The organism is Desulfosarcina sp., assembly GCF_055467485.1.
Window position 1 is genome coordinate 37,202 of record NZ_JBUOIV010000027.1, and the last position, 17,966, is coordinate 55,167.

The following is a 17,966-nucleotide window of genomic DNA, read 5'->3' on the forward strand; positions in this document are numbered from 1 at the left end:
GACCATTAGCGTAATACTCAATTATTAACCAATGCCTGTCTGGAAATGGCAGGTTGAGTCTCAGGCCAAAGCCGCAACGACGCTGAAACCGCAAGCGTAGCCTATCGTCGAGAATTTCTGCCGCGCGAGAACGCCGGCCTGGGGCGCAAGATGCATTTTCCTGGCTGGCATGCATAAAGGAATCTGCCTATGAAACGAAACCTCCACGCCGGCAAGCAGCGCAACGGCGGCTTGCGCCTCGAGATCCTCACCGAGGAAGAACTCGAGGAGATTCACCTCGGCACCCTCGAAGTGCTCGACACGACCGGCGTCTTTGTCGAAGACCCGGCAGCCCTGGACCGCTTTGAACGCGGCGGGGCTCGGGTGGACCGCGACAGTCACATCGTTCGGATCCCGCCCTATCTCGTCGAAGACGCCATCCGCTCGGCACCGTCCAAGGTCATTCTGGCCGGACGGGATCCCCGTCACGACCTGGTGCTGGAAAGCAACCGGGTGCACTTCACCAACTTCAGCGAAGGGGTCAAGATCAACGACCTCCACACCGGCGAGAACCGTACGCCGGTCAAGCAGGACCTGGTCGACACGGCCCGGGTGATCGATTTTCTCGATGAAGTGGACTTCTGCGAAAAAGCCCTGGGGGCCCACGATGTCAACCAGGACGCCGTACCCCTGCACAATGCCGAGGCCTACCTGACCAACACGACCAAGCACTGCGCCTTCGGCCCGGGCAACGGCCGCCTGCTGAACACGATTCTGCAGATGGCCGCGGCCATCGTCGGCGGCATGAAAAAGCTCCGGGAGCGCCCCATCGTCTCCTTCACCACCTGCCCGGTAAGCCCGCTGAAGCTGATCACCGACTGCTGCCAAATCATCATGGAATCGGCGCGCAACAACGTGGTGTGCAACATCCTCTCCATGGCCATGGCCGGCGGCACCGCACCGGTGACCCTGGCCGGCACCCTGGTGACCCACAACGCGGAGATTTTGAGCGGCATCACCTTGAGCCAGCTGACCCGCCGGGGTGCGCCGGTCGTCTACGGCAGCTCCACGACGGCCATGGACCTGAAAATGGCAGCGGCCACCGTGGGCACGCCGGAGTGCGCCCTGATCAGCGGTGCGGTGGCACGCTTGGCGCGCTACTACGCCCTGCCGAGCTACGTCGCCGGTGGCTAGGGCGACGCCAAGATATCCGACACCCAGACAGGCCACGAGAAAACGTTGACCGGACTGTTACCCGCATTGGCAGGTGCCAATATGATCTACGGTCTGGGAATGCTCGAAAGCGGCATCACGTTCGATTACGGCCAGCTGGTACTCGACTGCGAATTCGCCCGCATGATCAAATTCACCGTCCAGGGAATCCCGGTGAATGACGATACCCTCGCCGTGGACGCGATCAAGGAGATCGGTCCGGGCCGGGACTTTCTCATGCACCCGACGACCATCAAACACATGCGCGAGCAATCGCGGCCGGAGATCATCGACCGCCGCATACGCGGGGTCTGGGAAGCGGCGGGCGCCACGAGCGCCTACGACCGGGCCCTGGAAAAGGCGCGCTGGATCCTGGCCAACCATCGACCGGAGCCACTGCCCGAGGACGTGCTGAAAACGATCAAAGACATCATCGCAAAAGCGGAAGCGGAATTGACAACCAGAACGGGAGAACGGCAATGAAAAACGTACAACTGCCCGAACAGGCCCAGGTGGTCATCATCGGCGGCGGCATCATCGGATGCTCCATCGCCTACCACCTGGGCCACATGGGCTGCAAAGATGTGGTCCTTTTAGAACGGGACGAACTGACGTCCGGGACCACCTGGCATGCTGCCGGCCTGATGGTGACCTTCGGGTCCCTGTCGGAAACATCGACCCAGATGCGTCTTTACGGCCGCGACCTCTACAACCGCCTGGAAGCTGAAACCGGGCTCTCCACCGGCTTCACCCCGGTCGGGTTCATCGAGGTCGCCAGCGACCGCGACCGCCTGGAAGAATATCGCCGGGTGGCCGCCTTCAACCGCTATTGCGGGATTGACGTGCATGAAATCTCTCCTGCGGAAATCAAGAACCTCTTCCCCCTGGCCAAGGTGGACGACCTGCTGGCCGGATTCTACGTCAGGGAGGACGGCCGGGTGAACCCGGTGGATGCCACCCTGGCCCTGGCCAAAGGCGCCCGCAACCAGGGTGTCCAGATCATTCAGGGTGTTTCCGCCACCGGCATCATCAAGAAAAACGGCCGGGTGGCCGGCGTCCGCACCGCCCATGGAGACATCCGTGCCGAGGTGGTGGTCAACTGCGCCGGCATGTGGGCGCGGCAGATCGGCGATGTCTGCGGCGTGAACATCCCCAACCAGGCCGCCGAGCACTACTACCTGATCACCGAGGAGATGGACGGCATGCCCCAGAACATGCCGGTGCTGGAAGACCCCTCGCACTACGGCTACTACCGCGAAGAGGTCGGCGGGCTCATGGTGGGCCTGTTCGAGCCGGTATGCGCCCCCTGGAACATCAAGCGCATCCCCGAGGACTTCTCCTTCGGCGAGATCGAGCCGGATTGGGACCGCATGGGACCGTTCGTGGAAAAGGCCATATCGCGGGTGCCGGTGATCCAGGACCTGGGCATCAAGACCTTTTTCTGCGGCCCGGAGAGCTTCACGGCCGACCTGGCCCCCATCGTCGGCGAAGCGCCCGAGGTGAAGAACTACTTCGTCACCGCCGGGCTCAACTCCATAGGCATCATCATGGGCCCGGGCCTGGGTCGCGCCATGGCCCACTGGATCGTCAACGGCAAGCCCGGTTTCGACATCACCGGGTTCAACATCAGCCGGCTGCACCGCTACCAGAACACCCCCGACTACCGGGCCCACCGAACGGTCGAATCCCTGGGCATGGTCTACCAGTGCCACTACCCCTTCAAATCGATGCAGACGGCCAGGGGTGCCAAGACGTCTCCCTTCTATGACCGCCTGAAGGCTCAGGGAGCCTTTTTCAGGGACGTGAGCGGCTGGGAGTGCGCGGACTGGTATGCACCCGAGGGCCAGGAAGCCAGGATCGACAGGCACTCCTGGGGACGGGAGAGCTGGTTCGCCCATTGGGAGGCCGAGCACAAGGCGGCCCGCGAGAACGTGATCCTCATGGACATGTCTTTCATGCCCAAATTCCTGGTCCAGGGGCGCGACGCCGGCAAGGTGCTCGACACCCTGTCGACCAACGACGTGAACCTGGCATCCAGCCGGATCACCTACACCCCCTGGCTGAACGCCGACGGCAAGCTGGAAATCGACCTGACCGTGGCCAAACTCGAAGACGAGAAGTTCATGGTCGTGGTGACCGACACCATGCACCGCCACGCCGAGAACTGGCTGAAGCGCAACATTCCCGCCGACGCTCATGCCTTTGTCACCGACATGACCTCGGCCTACGCCCAGCTCAACATCCAGGGCCCCCGCTCCCGCGACCTGCTGCAGTCGCTCACCGCCGCGGACCTCTCCAATGCGGCCTTTCCTTACCGGCACGTGGAGGAGATCGCCATCGGCTACGCCCGCATGCTTTGCGCCCGCATCACCTACCTGGGGGAACTGGGCTACGAGCTGCTCATACCCACCGAGCAGGCCACCCATGTCTACGACCTGATCGTGGAAGCCGGTAAAAACTTCGGACTGCGCCACGCCGGCCTCAAGGCCCTGGCCAGCCTGAGGATGGAAAAGGGCTACCGCGACTACGGCCACGACATGGACAACACCGACGATCCCTACGAGGTTGGGTTGGGCTTCACCGTGAAACTGGACAAGCCCGCCGACTTCATCGGCAAGGCCGCCTGTGCCGCGAAAAAGGCCCAGGGCCTTCCCAACAGGCGGCTGGCGCAGGTGATGGTCAAGGACCCGGAGCCGCTGCTGTTCCACGCCGAAGTGGTCCTGCGCGACGGCATACCGGCGGGCTATGTCCGCTCCGGCTCCTACGGCTACACCCTGGGCGGAGCCGTGGGTCTGTTCATGATCGAGGCCGACCAGCCCACGGATCAGGCCTACGTCGACGCGGGGAAGTGGGAGATCGACATCGCCGGTAAAACGTACCCGGCGACGGTGTCCTTGAGGCCCCTGTACGATCCGGGCATGGAACGGATCAAGGCCTGACGGTATTATCGATCGACGATTGGCCCGGCCCGTTTCATCGTTGGGCCTGAGTCGTATCGTCGTTTTGCCGGACATGGAGACCATAAGCGCCGCATCCAACATCCGTATGCGGCGCTTATCATTTTCGAGGTGCCAATTGCCCGTAAACACAGCGACGACCATCAGGAGTGGATTTATCCTCTCAACCTTCGAGGTTTGGTGAAGTAAGCACCTGAAGGTCATTGGCCCTGCAATTGTCGCATTGATGGCCATTTAAATGACGCGGATCGTTTTCCATTTCCCCTGCCGAAATCGCCACACGGTCGCACCAAAAAGCGTAATCACATACACGGTCAGGTTCAGCCAGCAGGCATAAAGGCCGCATCCCGTATATTCAACGATGACGGTCATGGGTAGCACCATCACCAAAAGGGTGGCCAGCCCGATGCTACCCATGATGAAACGGGTGTCGCCGGCACCCTTGAGCACACCGACGAACGTAAAATACAAGGCATCGAATGCGATGAGCAGGGCCATGATCCGTATGGCTACGACGCCCTGCTCCGGCAAGAGTTGGCAGTCGGCACCGCCCTCGGCAGTGAGAGATAGTTCGATCAGCCAGTGCGGAGCGAGAAGAAGCAGCAGGTCCAGCAGCAGCGTATAGGCCATCAGAATAAGGGTGGTCTGCCTGATGAACCTCAGCGCAGCAGCCACATCGTTTCCTCCCAGCGATTGCCCCACCAGGGTGGTCAGCCCCATGGAGAATCCGATTGCCGGCATGAAGGCAATCGACTGTATCGAGAAGGCAATGCTGCTGACGGCCAACTCGACCTTGCCAATCGTCCGATGAGAAAGATGAAGACGGTGAAGGCCGGCACATCCATGGTGAACTGCAGCGCGGCAGGCACACCCTTTTTGAGGATTTGCCAGATCAATTCCAGGTCCACGGCACGCCGGGAGAAAACACCGTAGGTGCGTTCATTGCCCGGGTTGAAAATCAACCCCACATACAAAATGGCAATCAGCGCCCAGGGGCACACCGTGGCGAGGCCGGCACCGCGGATGCCCATCTCCGGCAGTCCCCACACCCCGTTGGCCAGGGCATAGTCCAACGGAATATTGAATGCCATGCCAATCAGGCTGATCACCATGACCGGTCGCGTCTTTCCCCTTCCGGTGAAGAAACAGGTCAATCCACCGCCCAGCACGTTGAAGCCGCCGCCCATGCACAGGATCCGAAAGTAGGCGCCCTCCAAGTGCCGAACCGTTGCCGGATGCCCGGCCAGTTGAAAAAGCGGGTCAACAACAAACGACAGGCCAACCAGCAGCAGTGCAGCGGCTGCTGAGAAGTATATCCCCTGCCACACGCAGGGGCCGATTCGCAGCAAGGAACCCGCACCCGCAAACTGGGCGATTAAAACATTCAGGTAGGTGCTGACCCCCGTATGAAGGGTCAGCACGAGAAACCAGGCAATCCCGGCAGGCATGGCCGCGGCGATGGCATCGATGGAGTAATTGGCGAAAAACACCCGGTCCGTGAACTCCATGACGGTGGTCGCCGCCATGGAGAGAACCAGGGGCAGGCTTACCGATATGATCGCTGTATAATTTCTCATTGATTTATTCAACGTGAGTAAACGGTCAACCACAACTTTTCGTCATCCCTCCACAACCCATTCGCCCAGCGCCATCAAGGCGCGTCCCGGTCTGCCGTTCCCGAAGTTGTTCCATGATCCGATATCAACCAGCGGCATCAAACCGATGGATGTCCATGGGAAGTCGCTTAGACGGGATTATCTGTCAAACGCGGGGAAACGATGGCCGACGGACCATGTCCAGTCAGGCGAATTGCAGCCTGCCATAGATATCGTTTTGTTTAAGGAGAGATATGTTGTATCCCAGTAGGAGGTTTAAATCGCTGATACACAGGAGCCACACAACCATGTCGCACCATTTTGCCACCCATCGTCCGACCCTGATGAGTACCCGCTGGATGATCACCGCCGATCATCCCTTAGCCGTCCAGGCCGGCGCCGCCGTGTTGGAATCCGGCGGCAATGCCGTGGATGCGGCCATCGCGGCCAACCTGGTGTTGACCGTCGTCAGGCCGCATATGTGCGGGATCGGCGGCGACCTGTTCATGCTGATCCACATGGCCGCCAAGGGAACGCTCGACGCCCTCAACGCGTCGGGTCGGGCTCCGGCGAAAGCCTCCCTGGATGCCTACCGGGAACTCGGTTACAAAAGCGTTCCTGAGACCGGCATCCACGCGTGTACCGTCCCGGGTGCCCTGGCCGGCTGGCAGGCAGCCTTGGAGAAACACGGATCCATGGGGTTGGATACCCTGCTGACAAGGGCCATCCCCTACGCGGAAAAGGGTTTTCCCGTATACCCGGATCTGGTCAACGCCCTCAAGGAACGGCAGGCGCTTCTGCTGGCCGACGGGGCCGCCGGAGAGACTTTCTTACCTGGGGGGAAAGTTCCCCAGGTGGGTCAGTTAATGGTTCAGCCCAAGCTGGCCCGGTCTTACGAGGCTTTCATGGAAAACGGACCGGACGCGTTCTACCGCGGACGGTTGGGCGAGAGCCTGGTCGCTCATTCCGAAGCCATCGGAGGTTTTTTCAGCGAAACCGATCTCAGGGGACACACGGTGGAATGGGTAACGCCGACCACCACCGATTACCGCGGATACACCCTTGCCACCCATCCCCCGAACTCCCAGGGTATCGCCCTGCTCATGCAGGCCAACATGCTGGAAATTCATGATCCGGTCGCCATGGAGGTGGATTCGGCCGAGTTGATCCACCTGTTGGTCGAAGCCAAGAAGCTGGCGTTTGTGCATCGGGACGCCTATGTCTGCGATCCGGCCGTCCACCCGGTTCCGCTGGCAAGGATGCTTTCCAAAACCCTGGCCAAGGATTGTGTCCGGTTGATCGATCCCGATCGCGCGGCCGCAGGCTATGCAGCCAGGGATTTCACCAGAGGCGGCGACGACACGGTTTACCTGACCGTGGTGGACGCCGACGGCAACGCCGTAGTATTGATCCAGTCCCTGTACGAGGCCTTCGGTTCCTGCGTAATGGTGCCGGAAACGGGAATGGTGCTACATAACCGTGCACGTGGATTTACCCTCGACCCCTCTCATCCCAACGTGTTGGCACCCGACAAACGACCCTACCATACCCTGCACCCGGCAATGATTCTCAAAGACGGTCGCCCCGCCATCTTGCTGGGGACCCCGGGGGCCGATGGTCAGACTCAGACAAACATTCAGCTTATCATGGATTTGATCGACTTTAAGGCCGATCCGCAACAGGCCAATGAGGCGCCGCGCTGGCGTTCCAATCCCGACGGTTCGCTGCTGATGGAAAACCGCTTTCCGGAAAAGACCATCGATGCCCTCAAGGCGAAAGGCCATCATGTCCGGGTCGTTGAAGGCTACACCGAAGTCATGGGCTCTTCCCAGGTGATCATGATAGACCGGGAAACGGGCGTGCTCAAGGCTGGTGCGGACCCGCGCAGGCAGGCTTACGCCATCGGCAAGTGAAGCCAACCCATGTATTGATCGGGGTCGTGAATACCTGCAGAGAGGATTGGGGGGAGACCTTGTCGGAATCTGAATTGTCACCCAGCCAACCACTGAACTGGATGGCATGGCTGTCTCAAGATAAGGACATCACAGGCCTTCCCCGAACCATGCCAACAAACTGCCCCTTCAACCGAAAGCGGTTGGCTTTCACTCTGTCTGAAACCCTCATATCAAAGTGGCTATCTGTAGTGGTCTTCAATTCCTTTCAACTTGAAAGTATACTATCATTTTCTTCATAGCTTGCCTGCTTGCTTGTGGCTCTGAGCCGGCATGACCAAAATGGTTCACACATCTTAACCCACGTCGCAAGGGGCTGGATTTTCAAACACTATGTCTATGTACGTAGCCGCTGAATATTTCAATTGAGCTTGTGTTTCCTTCTATCAGGAACCCTCTGTTGTCACCTCAGAATCCGAATAGGACGAGACCATTCGTGCCATCTATGCCGCCACTTGGAAATCAACCACTTATACGTTCCCTGTAATTCTGGCGTATCCCAGACATCCAATCCCAGATTCATGGCGGATTCTTCCTCTTAGGGTCACCATTTCACAAAAAAACGGGAAACCGTCACCGCTGAAAAGTTCATCCCGTGAATTGTCCGTTGAGTCAAGGAATGATATCCTCAAGAATTACTTCTCTGGTCACCTTTTCCGGGTCGTTTCTCATCCGATCCAGGTGGTCCTTGAAAAGCACGAACAACTCCAACCGGCTCCTCTGGCTCTCGTTGAAGCCCTCTTCCAGGCTAAGTTCCTGTTCCATGCGCAGCAGTTGCGCATTCATCTGTGCTTCCGGGACAGTCACCCCCTGGGACAATCGATCGAGGTAAAAATCCCCGAAGCGGGAAATGGCCGCGTCGACCTGTTGCACCTCTCCCGCGGCGCGATCCACATCACTCTGGATAGATACGAGGACGGGTTCCGGCAGGCTCTTGCGTGTCAATAGTTGGAGCCGTTCCAGTTCAAAGATCATCACCTGCCGGCGCCGGGCATAGCTGATCATGGATTCGGCGGTGAACAGTGCGCTTTGAATCGTGGCCAACGCAGTCGCTTCCGCCGGCGTCGATGGACTGGCCATCGGCGCTGTCATCAGCCCCGATCCAGGCGTTGTTTCCTCATCTTGCATCATCTTCGGCGCTTTGGCACGCCACTCCTGATCCAGCATATCGAACCGGTTGCGAGAGGTGACAATCGCGGAGAGGACCACCCGGAACCCGAGGTCGGTGGCGCGATAGGCCCCATTATCAAGAAAAAAGGGGATCTCTTCGCGACGTCCCGGCATGATCTCGGCAAGGCGCTTGCGGTAGCTGCCCCCCTTGGCGATGAAGCCTCCGGTGGCGCCGTGGAGACGGAACCCCAATGAAAAACGAAAGGGATCCAGCAGCATTTCGGCGGCGTTTCCAGCCGTATCGTACAATCCCAGCGGGTTGGCACATCGGCTTCCAATCCAGGCCAGTTTTTCCGTTTGTTTGGCCGCCATGGGATCCGTAAAAACGGCGAAATCACTGAAGGAACGGTTTCCCAGGGGGAAAAACTCCTCGCGGTTGAGCTGCTGCAAGGTGACCCTGTGGCCACCACGGGCGGCATACTCCCACTCCGCCTCGGTGGGCAGACGGATATATCCGAAGCGGCCACCGGCAAAATGGGGCAAGGCTGCCGGGGCATTTTCCAACAACCACTCGGTATACCTCCTGGTGAACGTCACGGCATCGAACCAGGAGATATCGGTCTTGGGGCGGGGATCCGCGGCGGTCAGTCCTGCAGTCGTATCGGGACACGCCGCATCCATGACCACATCCCATTGGAGGTTGGAGATCTCGTACTTGGCGATGAAATAGTAAAACCCGGTCTGCTCCGCTTGAATGGGATCGGGACAGGTGCCATCGCCATCGCGCGCCGCTTTATAGAGCCCAAGCTGCCACTGTTCCGGCAGATCCTCGATGGTGAAGGGGCCGGATACCGAGGCCTTTCGCCGCCCCTCCATAAAACCGAGGCCTTCCCGGCCACAATCGCTGCATCCCAGGTCTAATTGCAGATCCCCGAAAAACCCTTGCGCCGCCACACAGACATGCCGCAGCACCAGCCTCGCCCCGCAGGGCATCGGCAAGGTAATATCCATTTCATCGGGATTGGGATTGACAGCCCGGGCCAGTGTCGGTGTCAGCCGCTGCAAAGTGCGTTGGGGTTCCGGGCAGTCCACCGCCGCTATTGGCGTGGCCAGCAGGACAAGCAGAATCGCCGCCGTCGACCACACCTGCGTTTTCGGGTGCGCCCTCTTCTCAGACATCGCGGATCACCTCGGACGGCTCGATGGAGGCCGTGCGATAGGCGGCATAGGCCGAGGCCAGCATGGCTATGCCCACGGTCAAAAGCAGGGAGAAGATCATGTGGGGCACGGTGAGACGACACACATATTCCCCTGTGGCAAGATAAGCGCCGAAGAGCCGGTTGATGCTCTTTTCGACCACCTGGTATAGGACCAAGGCCGTCAGGTTGCCGAAAACGGCAGTCATCAGAGCCTGGAAAATCGGAAACCAGATGATACTGCCGGTGGAAAATCCGATCAACCGGATGACGCCCAGGTGACGGCTCTTGCGGTTGACGTTGGCCAGAACGCTGCTGGTCATGGAAGCGAAGTAGCCCAGCACCGCCACCACGGCGATAAGCCTGAAAATCAGGGTAAATGCGCGGTCCAGACTCTTTACCACCTCGATTTCCTCGGCCTTGGTGTAGACCTCCATCCCCTGATCGGCGAACTGGTCCCGAAGATCGGGCACATCATAAATGGAGCGCGCATAAAGCCTGAAGCCGGGGTAGTTCCGGACCCCGGCCGGCCTCACCTTACCGGGCCAACCGAAGGATTGGGACCCGAAGCCGTCCCGGTAATCTTCGGTGGCGGTCAACAGGTCGAGGCTTACGAATGCCGCGTCCAATTGATAGGCGGCCAGGGGAAGGACCGCATCCACCGTAAGCTGGACCATCACCTGCTCCTTGCGCCCCGCCATAGAGCGACCGATCCTGCCGGAGACGGTTGACCCCTGGGAAACCCCCAGCTTACGAGCCGCCGGGGCGGAGAGCACGATGGCCAGGCTGCTGTCCGGAACAATCGCCCATTTTCCCAGTAGTGGATCCCCCTTACCGGTTGGGATCAAATCCACACCTACCGATCGGGGATCCGCCCCTTCCCGATTCACCAAAACCATGCTGGCCGCAATGGAACGGGTTTGGGGGATAACGAAGGCCACAGTGGAAAGATCGGAAACAGCCTGGAACCACGCATCGTCAAAGCGCCCGCTGCCCACGGGGGCAATTTCCCGGTTCTTGGGGTTCTCAATGAGACGATCCGCCATGGTGCTGATGATGCCGCTTTTAACGCCGAAAAGCACCAGCAGGGGGGCCAGAACCGCGGCCAGGCCCAGGATGGCACAGGCCGACAGCAGCCGCTCATGGAGGTAGTCACGCAAGGACATGCGGATCACGGTCTTGAACCCGGCCAGCGGTTGGCGGCGTTTCATGCGCATGCCGTCACCTGAACCGCGCCGCTGGGTTCCGTCTGCTTCAAATCGAAGGTGATTTGCCGGAAGCCGCTTTTGGCCACTCGTTCCCAATCGTGAGTCGCCACCACCAAGGTGACTTGAAAATCATCGGCCAAGCGGCTGAACAGGGCCATGATCTTCGCGGCATTGATGGGATCCAAAGACGCGGTGGGCTCGTCGGCAATCACCACCGCCGGTTTATGGGCCATGGCCCGGGCAATGGCTACCCGCTGGCGTTCACCCACCGACAGCTGGCCAGGGAGCCGATCCAGATGGGAGTCGATGTTCAGTTTGGCCGCCACTTTTTCGACGGCCCGACCGGTTGGCAGTCCCAATCCCTTGCGGCTGATGCCGATATTGTCCCGCACCGAGAGGAAGGGAAAAAGCCCCCCGGTTTGCAGCACATAGCCCATGTGGCGCATGCGCAATCGGGACAGGGCGTTCAGGTCGTTGGCCTGCCAGGCGGCCATGACGTCCACCGACCGGGATGAACCCTTTTCGTCGTGTTCCCAAAAAAACTCGAAACAGCTGGCCTCGGTAGGCTTCAGGATCATGGCCAGCATGTCCAGAAGTGTGCTCTTGCCGCAACCGCTATAACCCACCAAGGCCACTTTTTCGCCCCTGTGGATGGTCAAATCGGGCACCTCCAGAAAAAATCCCGGCGCACCGGTCCAATGCTTGCGGATTCCGCGAAGCCGAAATACCGGGGTTTTGATCTTTTCGACCAACCGCTGGCCGTTGCTCGCGTTGCTGGACATATCGTTATTCGCTGCCTTTGCGTTTAGGCGTTGACGCGTTTACGATCCTATGCGTCAGGGCATCATGCCCAAGGGAACCCGGTACACGGATTCGCCGGGTTCGCCGGGGCCGAAGCTGACCCAGTTGGATACATCGTTGTGGTAAGCCTCGTAGCGCCGAATCTTGGATTTGATGTCATCCACGATGGCCTGCTGTTCACCGACACTCAACCGGTACCAGTCCTCTTCGGTGAGCCGCATGATATTGCTGCGATACGGCAGGTCATCCAGGAACTCGGCCAGAAAACCCAATTGCCCGAGGTTCTGGTTGGGGCGTTGGCTGAAGCGGGTGGGATCCCGGGAGGTCTGGGCGGCCGCCGAAAGGATGCTCTGAAAAAAATCCCGGGCGCCGGTGCGCTTGGTCCGCTGGGCATTGTCGAGGATGATCTTCAATCGATGGTGAAGATCGCTGAGCTGGTTCTTGGAAAGCAGGATGGCGACTTCGAAGGTCGGAATGTCGGGCCTGGTGATATCCATGTCCGACACCCATGACGTCACGACCCGCGGGACCCGGCCCGCCCCTTGGCGCCCGAGAAAATCCAATTGCAGCGCATACCCCAAAATGGCCGCCTTCTTGGCCGCCTGGGCAGCCGCATCCCCCGGTTTGGACATATCCACATCGTCTAGCGCCAGCCGCTGGCCACTGGCGGTGGCCTGCACCAGAGCGACCATCTGTCCGGCCACATCCTCTACCACTTGGCCGAATCCGAGTACGCCGGCGGCGGCATCTTCGGCATCGATGGGCACGTAGAGGTCGCCGATGGTTGGATCGGATTGCCGCGTCAGGGTTTGGTACTGCTGGCGCGCATAGTTGTGGTTGTTCGGTGTTTCCTGGGCACCCGGAGGCGTTTTCAGGTGCAGGGCGAAGATCTTGACCCCGGCGGCGGCGGCCATGTCCGCCATGGCATTGGCGTTCATCCCGGTCGAGGAATACGGATCATCGTTGCGGATGGCTCCGGCATCGGTGATCAGAAATATCAGGCGTGAGTGATATGGACCCCAGTCCAGGCGCTCCAGGGCTGTTTTGAGACCGGCAAAAGCATCTTCATTGAAGGAATGGGTGGAGACCTTGGCCTCCTCCATGGAGGCCAGGGCACGTTCGAAAGCGTCACGGTCGGTTGCCTTCCGGAGATCCGAGTAAACCCGGCTGACATATTCCAATTCGGGGGCATTGGCCATGCTGTTGCGATACCCAACCAGCCCGAAGGCTACCATGTCGGTCAGGCCCCGCTTCTCGATGGTGGCATATATCCGGCGGACGGCTTCGCGGGTGCGCTCGATATAGGGTTTCATCGAGATCGTGGTGTCAATCACGAAAGCGATGGCCGTTTTGAGGTCCACGTCCAAGGGCAGTTCACCCGACCCCGGGTCGATGGAGGCGACCTGGAGAAATTTCACACCTTCGAACAGCTCCGCTGACTGAAAGATCGGCATGAGGTAGAATTGATCCCTGGACACGGCCTCCCACTTGGGTTCCATGGCGATAAGGGGAAACGCGGACACATCCTGGGCGTCCCCGGATTGAAAATCGGAAAACCGGGTCATCAGGTCAAGGTAGCGGCCGGCGGGGTCCCGGTCGGCCGCCACCGCTTCCAGATCCGCCATCTCCTTGAAAAACAATACCGGCTGGCGGCCGGTTCGCTCGGTAAACTTCAGGGTCAGGGCCTGAAGCCAGGGCGACGTTTTGCCGGCCTCGATCCAGCCATCGGGCGGGCCGCTGGAGGCCAGCCCCACCTCGAGCCATTGGGTTGCGTCCGTTTGTGCCGTGCCGAAAATATAGTAGACGGTAAAGGGGCGCACCCACGCCTTGTGAATGGCAGAAGCCGATGATGCCCCGGCATAGAGGCGGGCACCAGGATGGGTGATCACCCGCTGGTAGAGTGTTTTTTTCCCCGGCATTAACAGCGCCCGCCGAGAATCTGCCCGGGCTGGTTCATGATCACCCGCCACGATAGCGGCCAAATAGAACAAAATCAACATGGGGGTGACGTTCCGAAATACGCTCTTTGGACGGGGACCTCCCCAAAATCGTTTTCCCATGGTTTATCCTCGCAGGTCAAAAGGGCATCCATGCCCAGGTATTATTGAGGGTATCGGCGGTTTCCCTCAAGGCCAGGTATTTAAAAGTGCCTGCGCGTCGGCAGCCCCGTTTTCGGCACTGGCGACCACCCATCGGCGAAGGTTTGTCAGCCGATTCCGGGATTCAGGATGGCCACCCTCAAGGGCGATTTGGTACCATTCCAAAGCATAGGCAGGATTTTTGCGAATACTGCCGCTGGGTAGATCGAGGCTGGGGTCATAGTACTCTCCCACGGCCATTGCCGCCTCGGCATTTCCACTCTCCGCGGCATATTCCAGAAGCAGAAAAGCCGCATCCGCCCGCTCGGGTTTTTCAGGCAGGGTTGCGGCCATGGCAAAGGCGTCGGCCGGTGTGATTCCCTCACGCAGGGCCTGTCTGGCCTGCTCGAGTACCGGGGCATCCGGCGCATAGGTGGGTTTGGGCGGAGGTTTTATCTCCGGTTGCTTCCGCGGCAGGTTAGCCATTTTGGGCAGTGATGGGGCAGGCGCGGGCGGCAGCGCCTCCTTGCCATGGCCTTTAAAAAGCCAATAGCCGCCGCAGATGACGGCAACCAACGAAATGGCGGTAATCGCCATCCATAAAAAAGAGGCTCTGCGCATTGGGTCTTGCATACGGTTTCTCCCCTTGAGGCCTATTTCGGATATTACGCGCCTTTACTTTGTGGATGGAAACAGCGAGCGAACCTTGATTAGCTGGAAGCGAAACTATAGGCCGCTGAAAAATAGGTGTCAACACAGGCATGGTTTTTTCTGAAAGGCTGGACAGCAATGTCTTTATTTTGCTTTTCATAACAAACCTGCAGTATGCATATTTTTCATATACCAGCGATGATCCCGCAGATATCAAAGCTAAGAATGGCTTTGCTCGCTTTATCTATCCCCCACCGGCAATAAAACCGATCCGATTGCTTCCAAAAAAACGACAAACGGCCTGGATTTCGATATATCCAGGCCGTTTCAATTTCATTTCGGTGGCAAATGCTCAGAGAATCTGGCTGAGGAACAGTTTGGTACGGTCGTGGGTGGGGTTGACGAAGAAATGTTCCGGGGTGCCCTCTTCCACGATGGCACCGGCATCCATGAAGATCACGCGGTCGGCCACTTCCCGGGCAAAGCCCATTTCGTGGGTGACCACCACCATGGTCATTCCCTCTTTGGCCAGGGTCTTCATGACGTCGAGCACTTCACCGATCATCTCCGGATCCAGCGCCGACGTGGGTTCGTCGAAGAGCATGATTTTGGGGTCCATGGCCAGGGCCCGGGCAATGGCCACCCGCTGCTGCTGGCCGCCGGAGAGTTGATCCGGATAGACATTTTTCTTGTCGACGATGCCGACCTTTTCCAGAAGGGCCATGGCTTTCTTCAGGCTGTCTTCCCCCGAACGCTTGCGCACCACTTTCTGGGCCAGGGTCACGTTTTCCAGCACCGTCTTGTGGGGAAACAGGTTGAAGGACTGGAAGACCATGCCTACCTCGGCCCGGATTTTGTTGATGTCGGTCTTCTCGGCCAGGATGTCGGTGCCGTCGATAAAGATGTGTCCGCTGGTGGCATGTTCCAGGCGGTTGAGGCATCTAAGAAAAGTGCTCTTGCCTGAACCCGAGGGGCCGATCACGACGACCACCTCGCCGGCCTTGATGTCGGCCGTCACATCCACCAGGGCCGGGATCTCATGGGGCGCATAAAAGGTTTTGTATACATTTTTTGCCTGTATCACGATGTCGCCATCCTCCTCTCAAGGTGTTGCACATACATGGAAAGGGAAAAGGTAAGCACCAGGTACAACAGCCCCAGCAGAATGTAGACTTCGAAGGGCTGAAGCGTTGCCGTAACCGCCTCCCGGGCTGCCTTGGTCAACTCGCGGATGGCAATGATCCCCAACAGGGAAGAATCCTTGATCAGGCTGATGAACTGCCCGGCCAGGGGGGGAAGGATCCGGCGAAGCGCCTGGGGAAGAATGATGTAGCGCATGGACTGGGCATAGGTCATGCCTAAAGAGCGGGCCGCTTCGGTCTGCCCGCGATGGATGGACTGGATGCCGGCCCGGACGATTTCCGAGACGTAGGCGCCGGCGAAGCAGGCCAGGGAAGCGACGCCGTACCAGAACGCCGGTATCTGCCCGAACCCGTATGCGTAGAGCAGGTCGTTGATCAGCGTTCCCAGCACGAAGTACCAGATCAGAATCTGGACCATCAGGGGAGAGCCCCGGATCAGTTCCACATAGACGATGGAGGTCCACCGCAGGGCCGGGTTGTCGGAAATGCGCATCAACCCGCTGATGATCCCGATAATCACTCCCAAAATCGTGGACACCACGCTGACCTTGAGGGTAATCCATAGACCGATGACCAACAGGCCGGCTTTCCATTTTTTATAGCTGGCCAGGGTGTCGCCATAGTAGACGGATTCACCTTCCGACACCCGCAGGCTCTTGGAGGGTGCCTTGTAGGTTGCCGTTTCATCGATGCCTTTTACCGTGACGATAACCTGGTCCCCTTCGGTACGAATGGATGACACTTCGCCGTCAATGTTGGTGGTCACGTTGATGTCGTCCTGGTAGGCAAAGTAAATGGGCGTGCGGTTCCATCGCCAGTTGTATTTGATCGCCTGGGTGGCGTAGTAGAACAGGCCCAGAAATATCAGTACTCCCAGGCAGAAAATCATGACCCACTTGCTGTAACCGGCGGGTCGTCCGGTTATCCGTCGATTGTTTTCATCGCTCATGATCGCATCTTCTTCCTGCTAAGGTAACAGCGTGGGGCAATGGGTCTTATTCTTCAGCAGAATACCTTTGCACCGGGTTTGCGGTCGCTGCCGTATTGCCATACGGCTTTTTCCCTCGATCCGTGACAAATGGATTGTCCTGGAAAAGGTGGAAGATCAGGCGCCATGATGACACAGGCCGGCCGAGAAAGGTCCGGCCGGCCTGTGTAAGGATCATGATCACCGATCTGTTTCGGTTAAAACGGTTACTCGAGCTCTTTTTTCCAGTCCGAACTCAAGATCCATTTGTTGTAAGTTCTTTCGTAGAACCCGTCGCCCTTGCACTGCCTGAGGAAGTTGTTCAGAAAATTCAGGAAGTCCGGGTCACCCTGGTTGATGGCCCAAGCCAGGGGCTCATAGGTGAACGGCTGGTCCAGAAACACGGTTTTGTCCTTGCCCTGGCTGGAGTAGAGAATGCCGATGAAGGGGAGATCGTAGACCAGCGCATCGGCCTTGCCGTTGATCACTTCCATGCCGGCTTCGGCTTCGGACTCGAATCCTTTGTAGGTAGCCTTGGGGATCATTCGTTTGATGGACTGTTCACCGGTGGTGCCCATGCGGGAAGTGAGGATATATTTGGGGTCGTTGAGATCTTTGTAGGATTTGATGGTTCCTTCGTTTTTCTTGTTGAGAAGAATGGCCTGGCCAACGACGATGTAGGGATCCGCGAAAGCGACTTTCAGGTTTCTCTCCTGGGTGATGGTCATGCCGCCCATGATGATGTCGAACTTATCGGTGACAAGGGCGGGAATGATGCCGTCCCAGGCAGTGTTGACGGGAACGAACTTCACGCCCATGGCCTTGGCCATATGCCGCCCGAAATCCATGTCGAATCCGATGAAGTCGCCTTTCTTGTTGGTCATCTCAAATGGCATGTAGCCGGACTCGAAACCCACGCGCAATTCGCCGCGCTCGAGGATCTTCTGGATGTGGGATTTCTTGGCAAGCTCGATATCCGCGCCAAAGGCCGTTCCCATGCAAAAAGTCACTGCGGCAACAATCGCCAATGTGGTAAATAAACCTCTTTTCATACGTGCTCCTCCTCCTTAGATGATTAGAACAAAGCAAAGCCGCAACCCTGCGGCTGGATCCACACA

Annotated in this window: 12 protein-coding genes and 1 pseudogene; 3 read left to right on the top strand and 10 right to left on the bottom strand. The window is 58.7% G+C overall.

Annotated features, from left to right (window positions below):
* The first annotated feature begins 189 nt into the window (after window positions 1-189).
* Together mttB and ACZCED_RS13960 are read left to right on the top strand one after the other, a co-directional pair.
* A pseudogene (gene mttB / locus ACZCED_RS13955) lies at window positions 190-1,674 on the top strand ([trimethylamine--corrinoid protein] Co-methyltransferase).
* A complete protein-coding gene (locus tag ACZCED_RS13960) occupies window positions 1,671-4,130 on the top strand; it encodes a GcvT family protein (protein ID WP_464861043.1) in 2,460 nt (819 codons plus the stop codon). Before mttB ends, ACZCED_RS13960 begins: the two are co-directional and overlap by 4 nt.
* A gap of 252 nt (window positions 4,131-4,382) precedes the next feature.
* Here ACZCED_RS13960 and ACZCED_RS13965 read toward each other — a convergent pair whose 3' ends face one another.
* Together ACZCED_RS13965 and ACZCED_RS13970 are read right to left on the bottom strand one after the other, a co-directional pair.
* The gene (locus ACZCED_RS13965) at window positions 4,383-4,889 is read right to left on the bottom strand and encodes an MATE family efflux transporter (RefSeq protein ID WP_462971879.1); all 507 of its coding nucleotides are present in this window, start codon (window positions 4,887-4,889) and stop codon (window positions 4,383-4,385) included.
* Window positions 4,859-5,725, bottom strand: coding sequence for an MATE family efflux transporter (locus ACZCED_RS13970; protein ID WP_464861044.1), 867 nt, complete (start codon window positions 5,723-5,725; stop codon window positions 4,859-4,861). The genes ACZCED_RS13965 and ACZCED_RS13970 overlap by 31 nt, the downstream gene beginning before the upstream one ends.
* A 326-nt stretch (window positions 5,726-6,051) precedes the next feature.
* On the opposite strand from ACZCED_RS13970, the gene ggt reads away from it, so the two are divergent.
* Window positions 6,052-7,656 (top strand): gamma-glutamyltransferase, encoded by a 1,605-nt coding sequence (gene ggt, locus ACZCED_RS13975; protein ID WP_464861045.1) that lies wholly within the window; start codon window positions 6,052-6,054, stop codon window positions 7,654-7,656.
* Window positions 7,657-8,307: 651 nt separating this feature from the next.
* On the opposite strand, the gene ACZCED_RS13980 is transcribed toward ggt, so the two are convergent.
* The 8 genes from ACZCED_RS13980 to ACZCED_RS14015 all read right to left on the bottom strand — a co-directional run bounded on the left by ACZCED_RS13980 (window position 8,308) and on the right by ACZCED_RS14015 (window position 17,900).
* Window positions 8,308-9,984, bottom strand: coding sequence for a formylglycine-generating enzyme family protein (locus ACZCED_RS13980; protein ID WP_462971876.1), 1,677 nt, complete (start codon window positions 9,982-9,984; stop codon window positions 8,308-8,310).
* Complete coding sequence (locus ACZCED_RS13985) at window positions 9,977-11,212, bottom strand: ABC transporter permease (protein WP_464861046.1); 1,236 nt, start codon at window positions 11,210-11,212, stop codon at window positions 9,977-9,979. Before ACZCED_RS13985 ends, ACZCED_RS13980 begins: the two co-directional genes overlap by 8 nt.
* Window positions 11,209-11,991, bottom strand: coding sequence for an ABC transporter ATP-binding protein (locus ACZCED_RS13990; RefSeq protein ID WP_464861047.1), 783 nt, complete (start codon window positions 11,989-11,991; stop codon window positions 11,209-11,211). The genes ACZCED_RS13985 and ACZCED_RS13990 overlap by 4 nt, the downstream gene beginning before the upstream one ends.
* Before the next feature lie 54 nt (window positions 11,992-12,045).
* On the bottom strand, window positions 12,046-13,929 hold the full coding sequence (locus ACZCED_RS13995; protein ID WP_462971873.1) for a vWA domain-containing protein: 1,884 nt from the start codon (window positions 13,927-13,929) through the stop codon (window positions 12,046-12,048).
* A gap of 207 nt (window positions 13,930-14,136) precedes the next feature.
* Window positions 14,137-14,721, bottom strand: coding sequence for a hypothetical protein (locus tag ACZCED_RS14000; protein WP_462971872.1), 585 nt, complete (start codon window positions 14,719-14,721; stop codon window positions 14,137-14,139).
* A 370-nt stretch (window positions 14,722-15,091) separates the two neighbouring features.
* Window positions 15,092-15,823: an amino acid ABC transporter ATP-binding protein gene (locus ACZCED_RS14005; RefSeq protein ID WP_462971871.1), complete on the bottom strand. Its 732-nt coding sequence runs from the start codon at window positions 15,821-15,823 to the stop codon at window positions 15,092-15,094.
* Window positions 15,820-16,830 (bottom strand): amino acid ABC transporter permease, encoded by a 1,011-nt coding sequence (locus tag ACZCED_RS14010; protein WP_464861048.1) that lies wholly within the window; start codon window positions 16,828-16,830, stop codon window positions 15,820-15,822. The genes ACZCED_RS14005 and ACZCED_RS14010 overlap by 4 nt, the downstream gene beginning before the upstream one ends.
* A 245-nt stretch (window positions 16,831-17,075) precedes the next feature.
* The gene (locus ACZCED_RS14015; RefSeq protein ID WP_462971869.1) at window positions 17,076-17,900 is read right to left on the bottom strand and encodes a transporter substrate-binding domain-containing protein; all 825 of its coding nucleotides are present in this window, start codon (window positions 17,898-17,900) and stop codon (window positions 17,076-17,078) included.
* Window positions 17,901-17,966: the final 66 nt, after the last annotated feature.

Excerpts from the sequence above, each read along its gene's own strand:
- ACZCED_RS13960 (WP_464861043.1), top strand. The coding sequence starts at position 1,671 with ATGAAAAACGTACAACTGCCCGAACAGGCCCAGGTGGTCATCATCGGC.
- ACZCED_RS13965 (WP_462971879.1), bottom strand. The coding sequence starts at position 4,889 with ATGCCGGCAATCGGATTCTCCATGGGGCTGACCACCCTGGTGGGGCAA.
- ACZCED_RS13970 (WP_464861044.1), bottom strand. The coding sequence starts at position 5,725 with ATGAGAAATTATACAGCGATCATATCGGTAAGCCTGCCCCTGGTTCTC.
- ggt (WP_464861045.1), top strand. The coding sequence starts at position 6,052 with ATGTCGCACCATTTTGCCACCCATCGTCCGACCCTGATGAGTACCCGC.
- ACZCED_RS13980 (WP_462971876.1), bottom strand. The coding sequence starts at position 9,984 with ATGTCTGAGAAGAGGGCGCACCCGAAAACGCAGGTGTGGTCGACGGCG.
- ACZCED_RS13985 (WP_464861046.1), bottom strand. The coding sequence starts at position 11,212 with ATGAAACGCCGCCAACCGCTGGCCGGGTTCAAGACCGTGATCCGCATG.
- ACZCED_RS13990 (WP_464861047.1), bottom strand. The coding sequence starts at position 11,991 with ATGTCCAGCAACGCGAGCAACGGCCAGCGGTTGGTCGAAAAGATCAAA.
- ACZCED_RS13995 (WP_462971873.1), bottom strand. The coding sequence starts at position 13,929 with ATGCCGGGGAAAAAAACACTCTACCAGCGGGTGATCACCCATCCTGGT.
- ACZCED_RS14000 (WP_462971872.1), bottom strand. The coding sequence starts at position 14,721 with ATGCAAGACCCAATGCGCAGAGCCTCTTTTTTATGGATGGCGATTACC.
- ACZCED_RS14010 (WP_464861048.1), bottom strand. The coding sequence starts at position 16,830 with ATGAGCGATGAAAACAATCGACGGATAACCGGACGACCCGCCGGTTAC.
- ACZCED_RS14015 (WP_462971869.1), bottom strand. The coding sequence starts at position 17,900 with ATGAAAAGAGGTTTATTTACCACATTGGCGATTGTTGCCGCAGTGACT.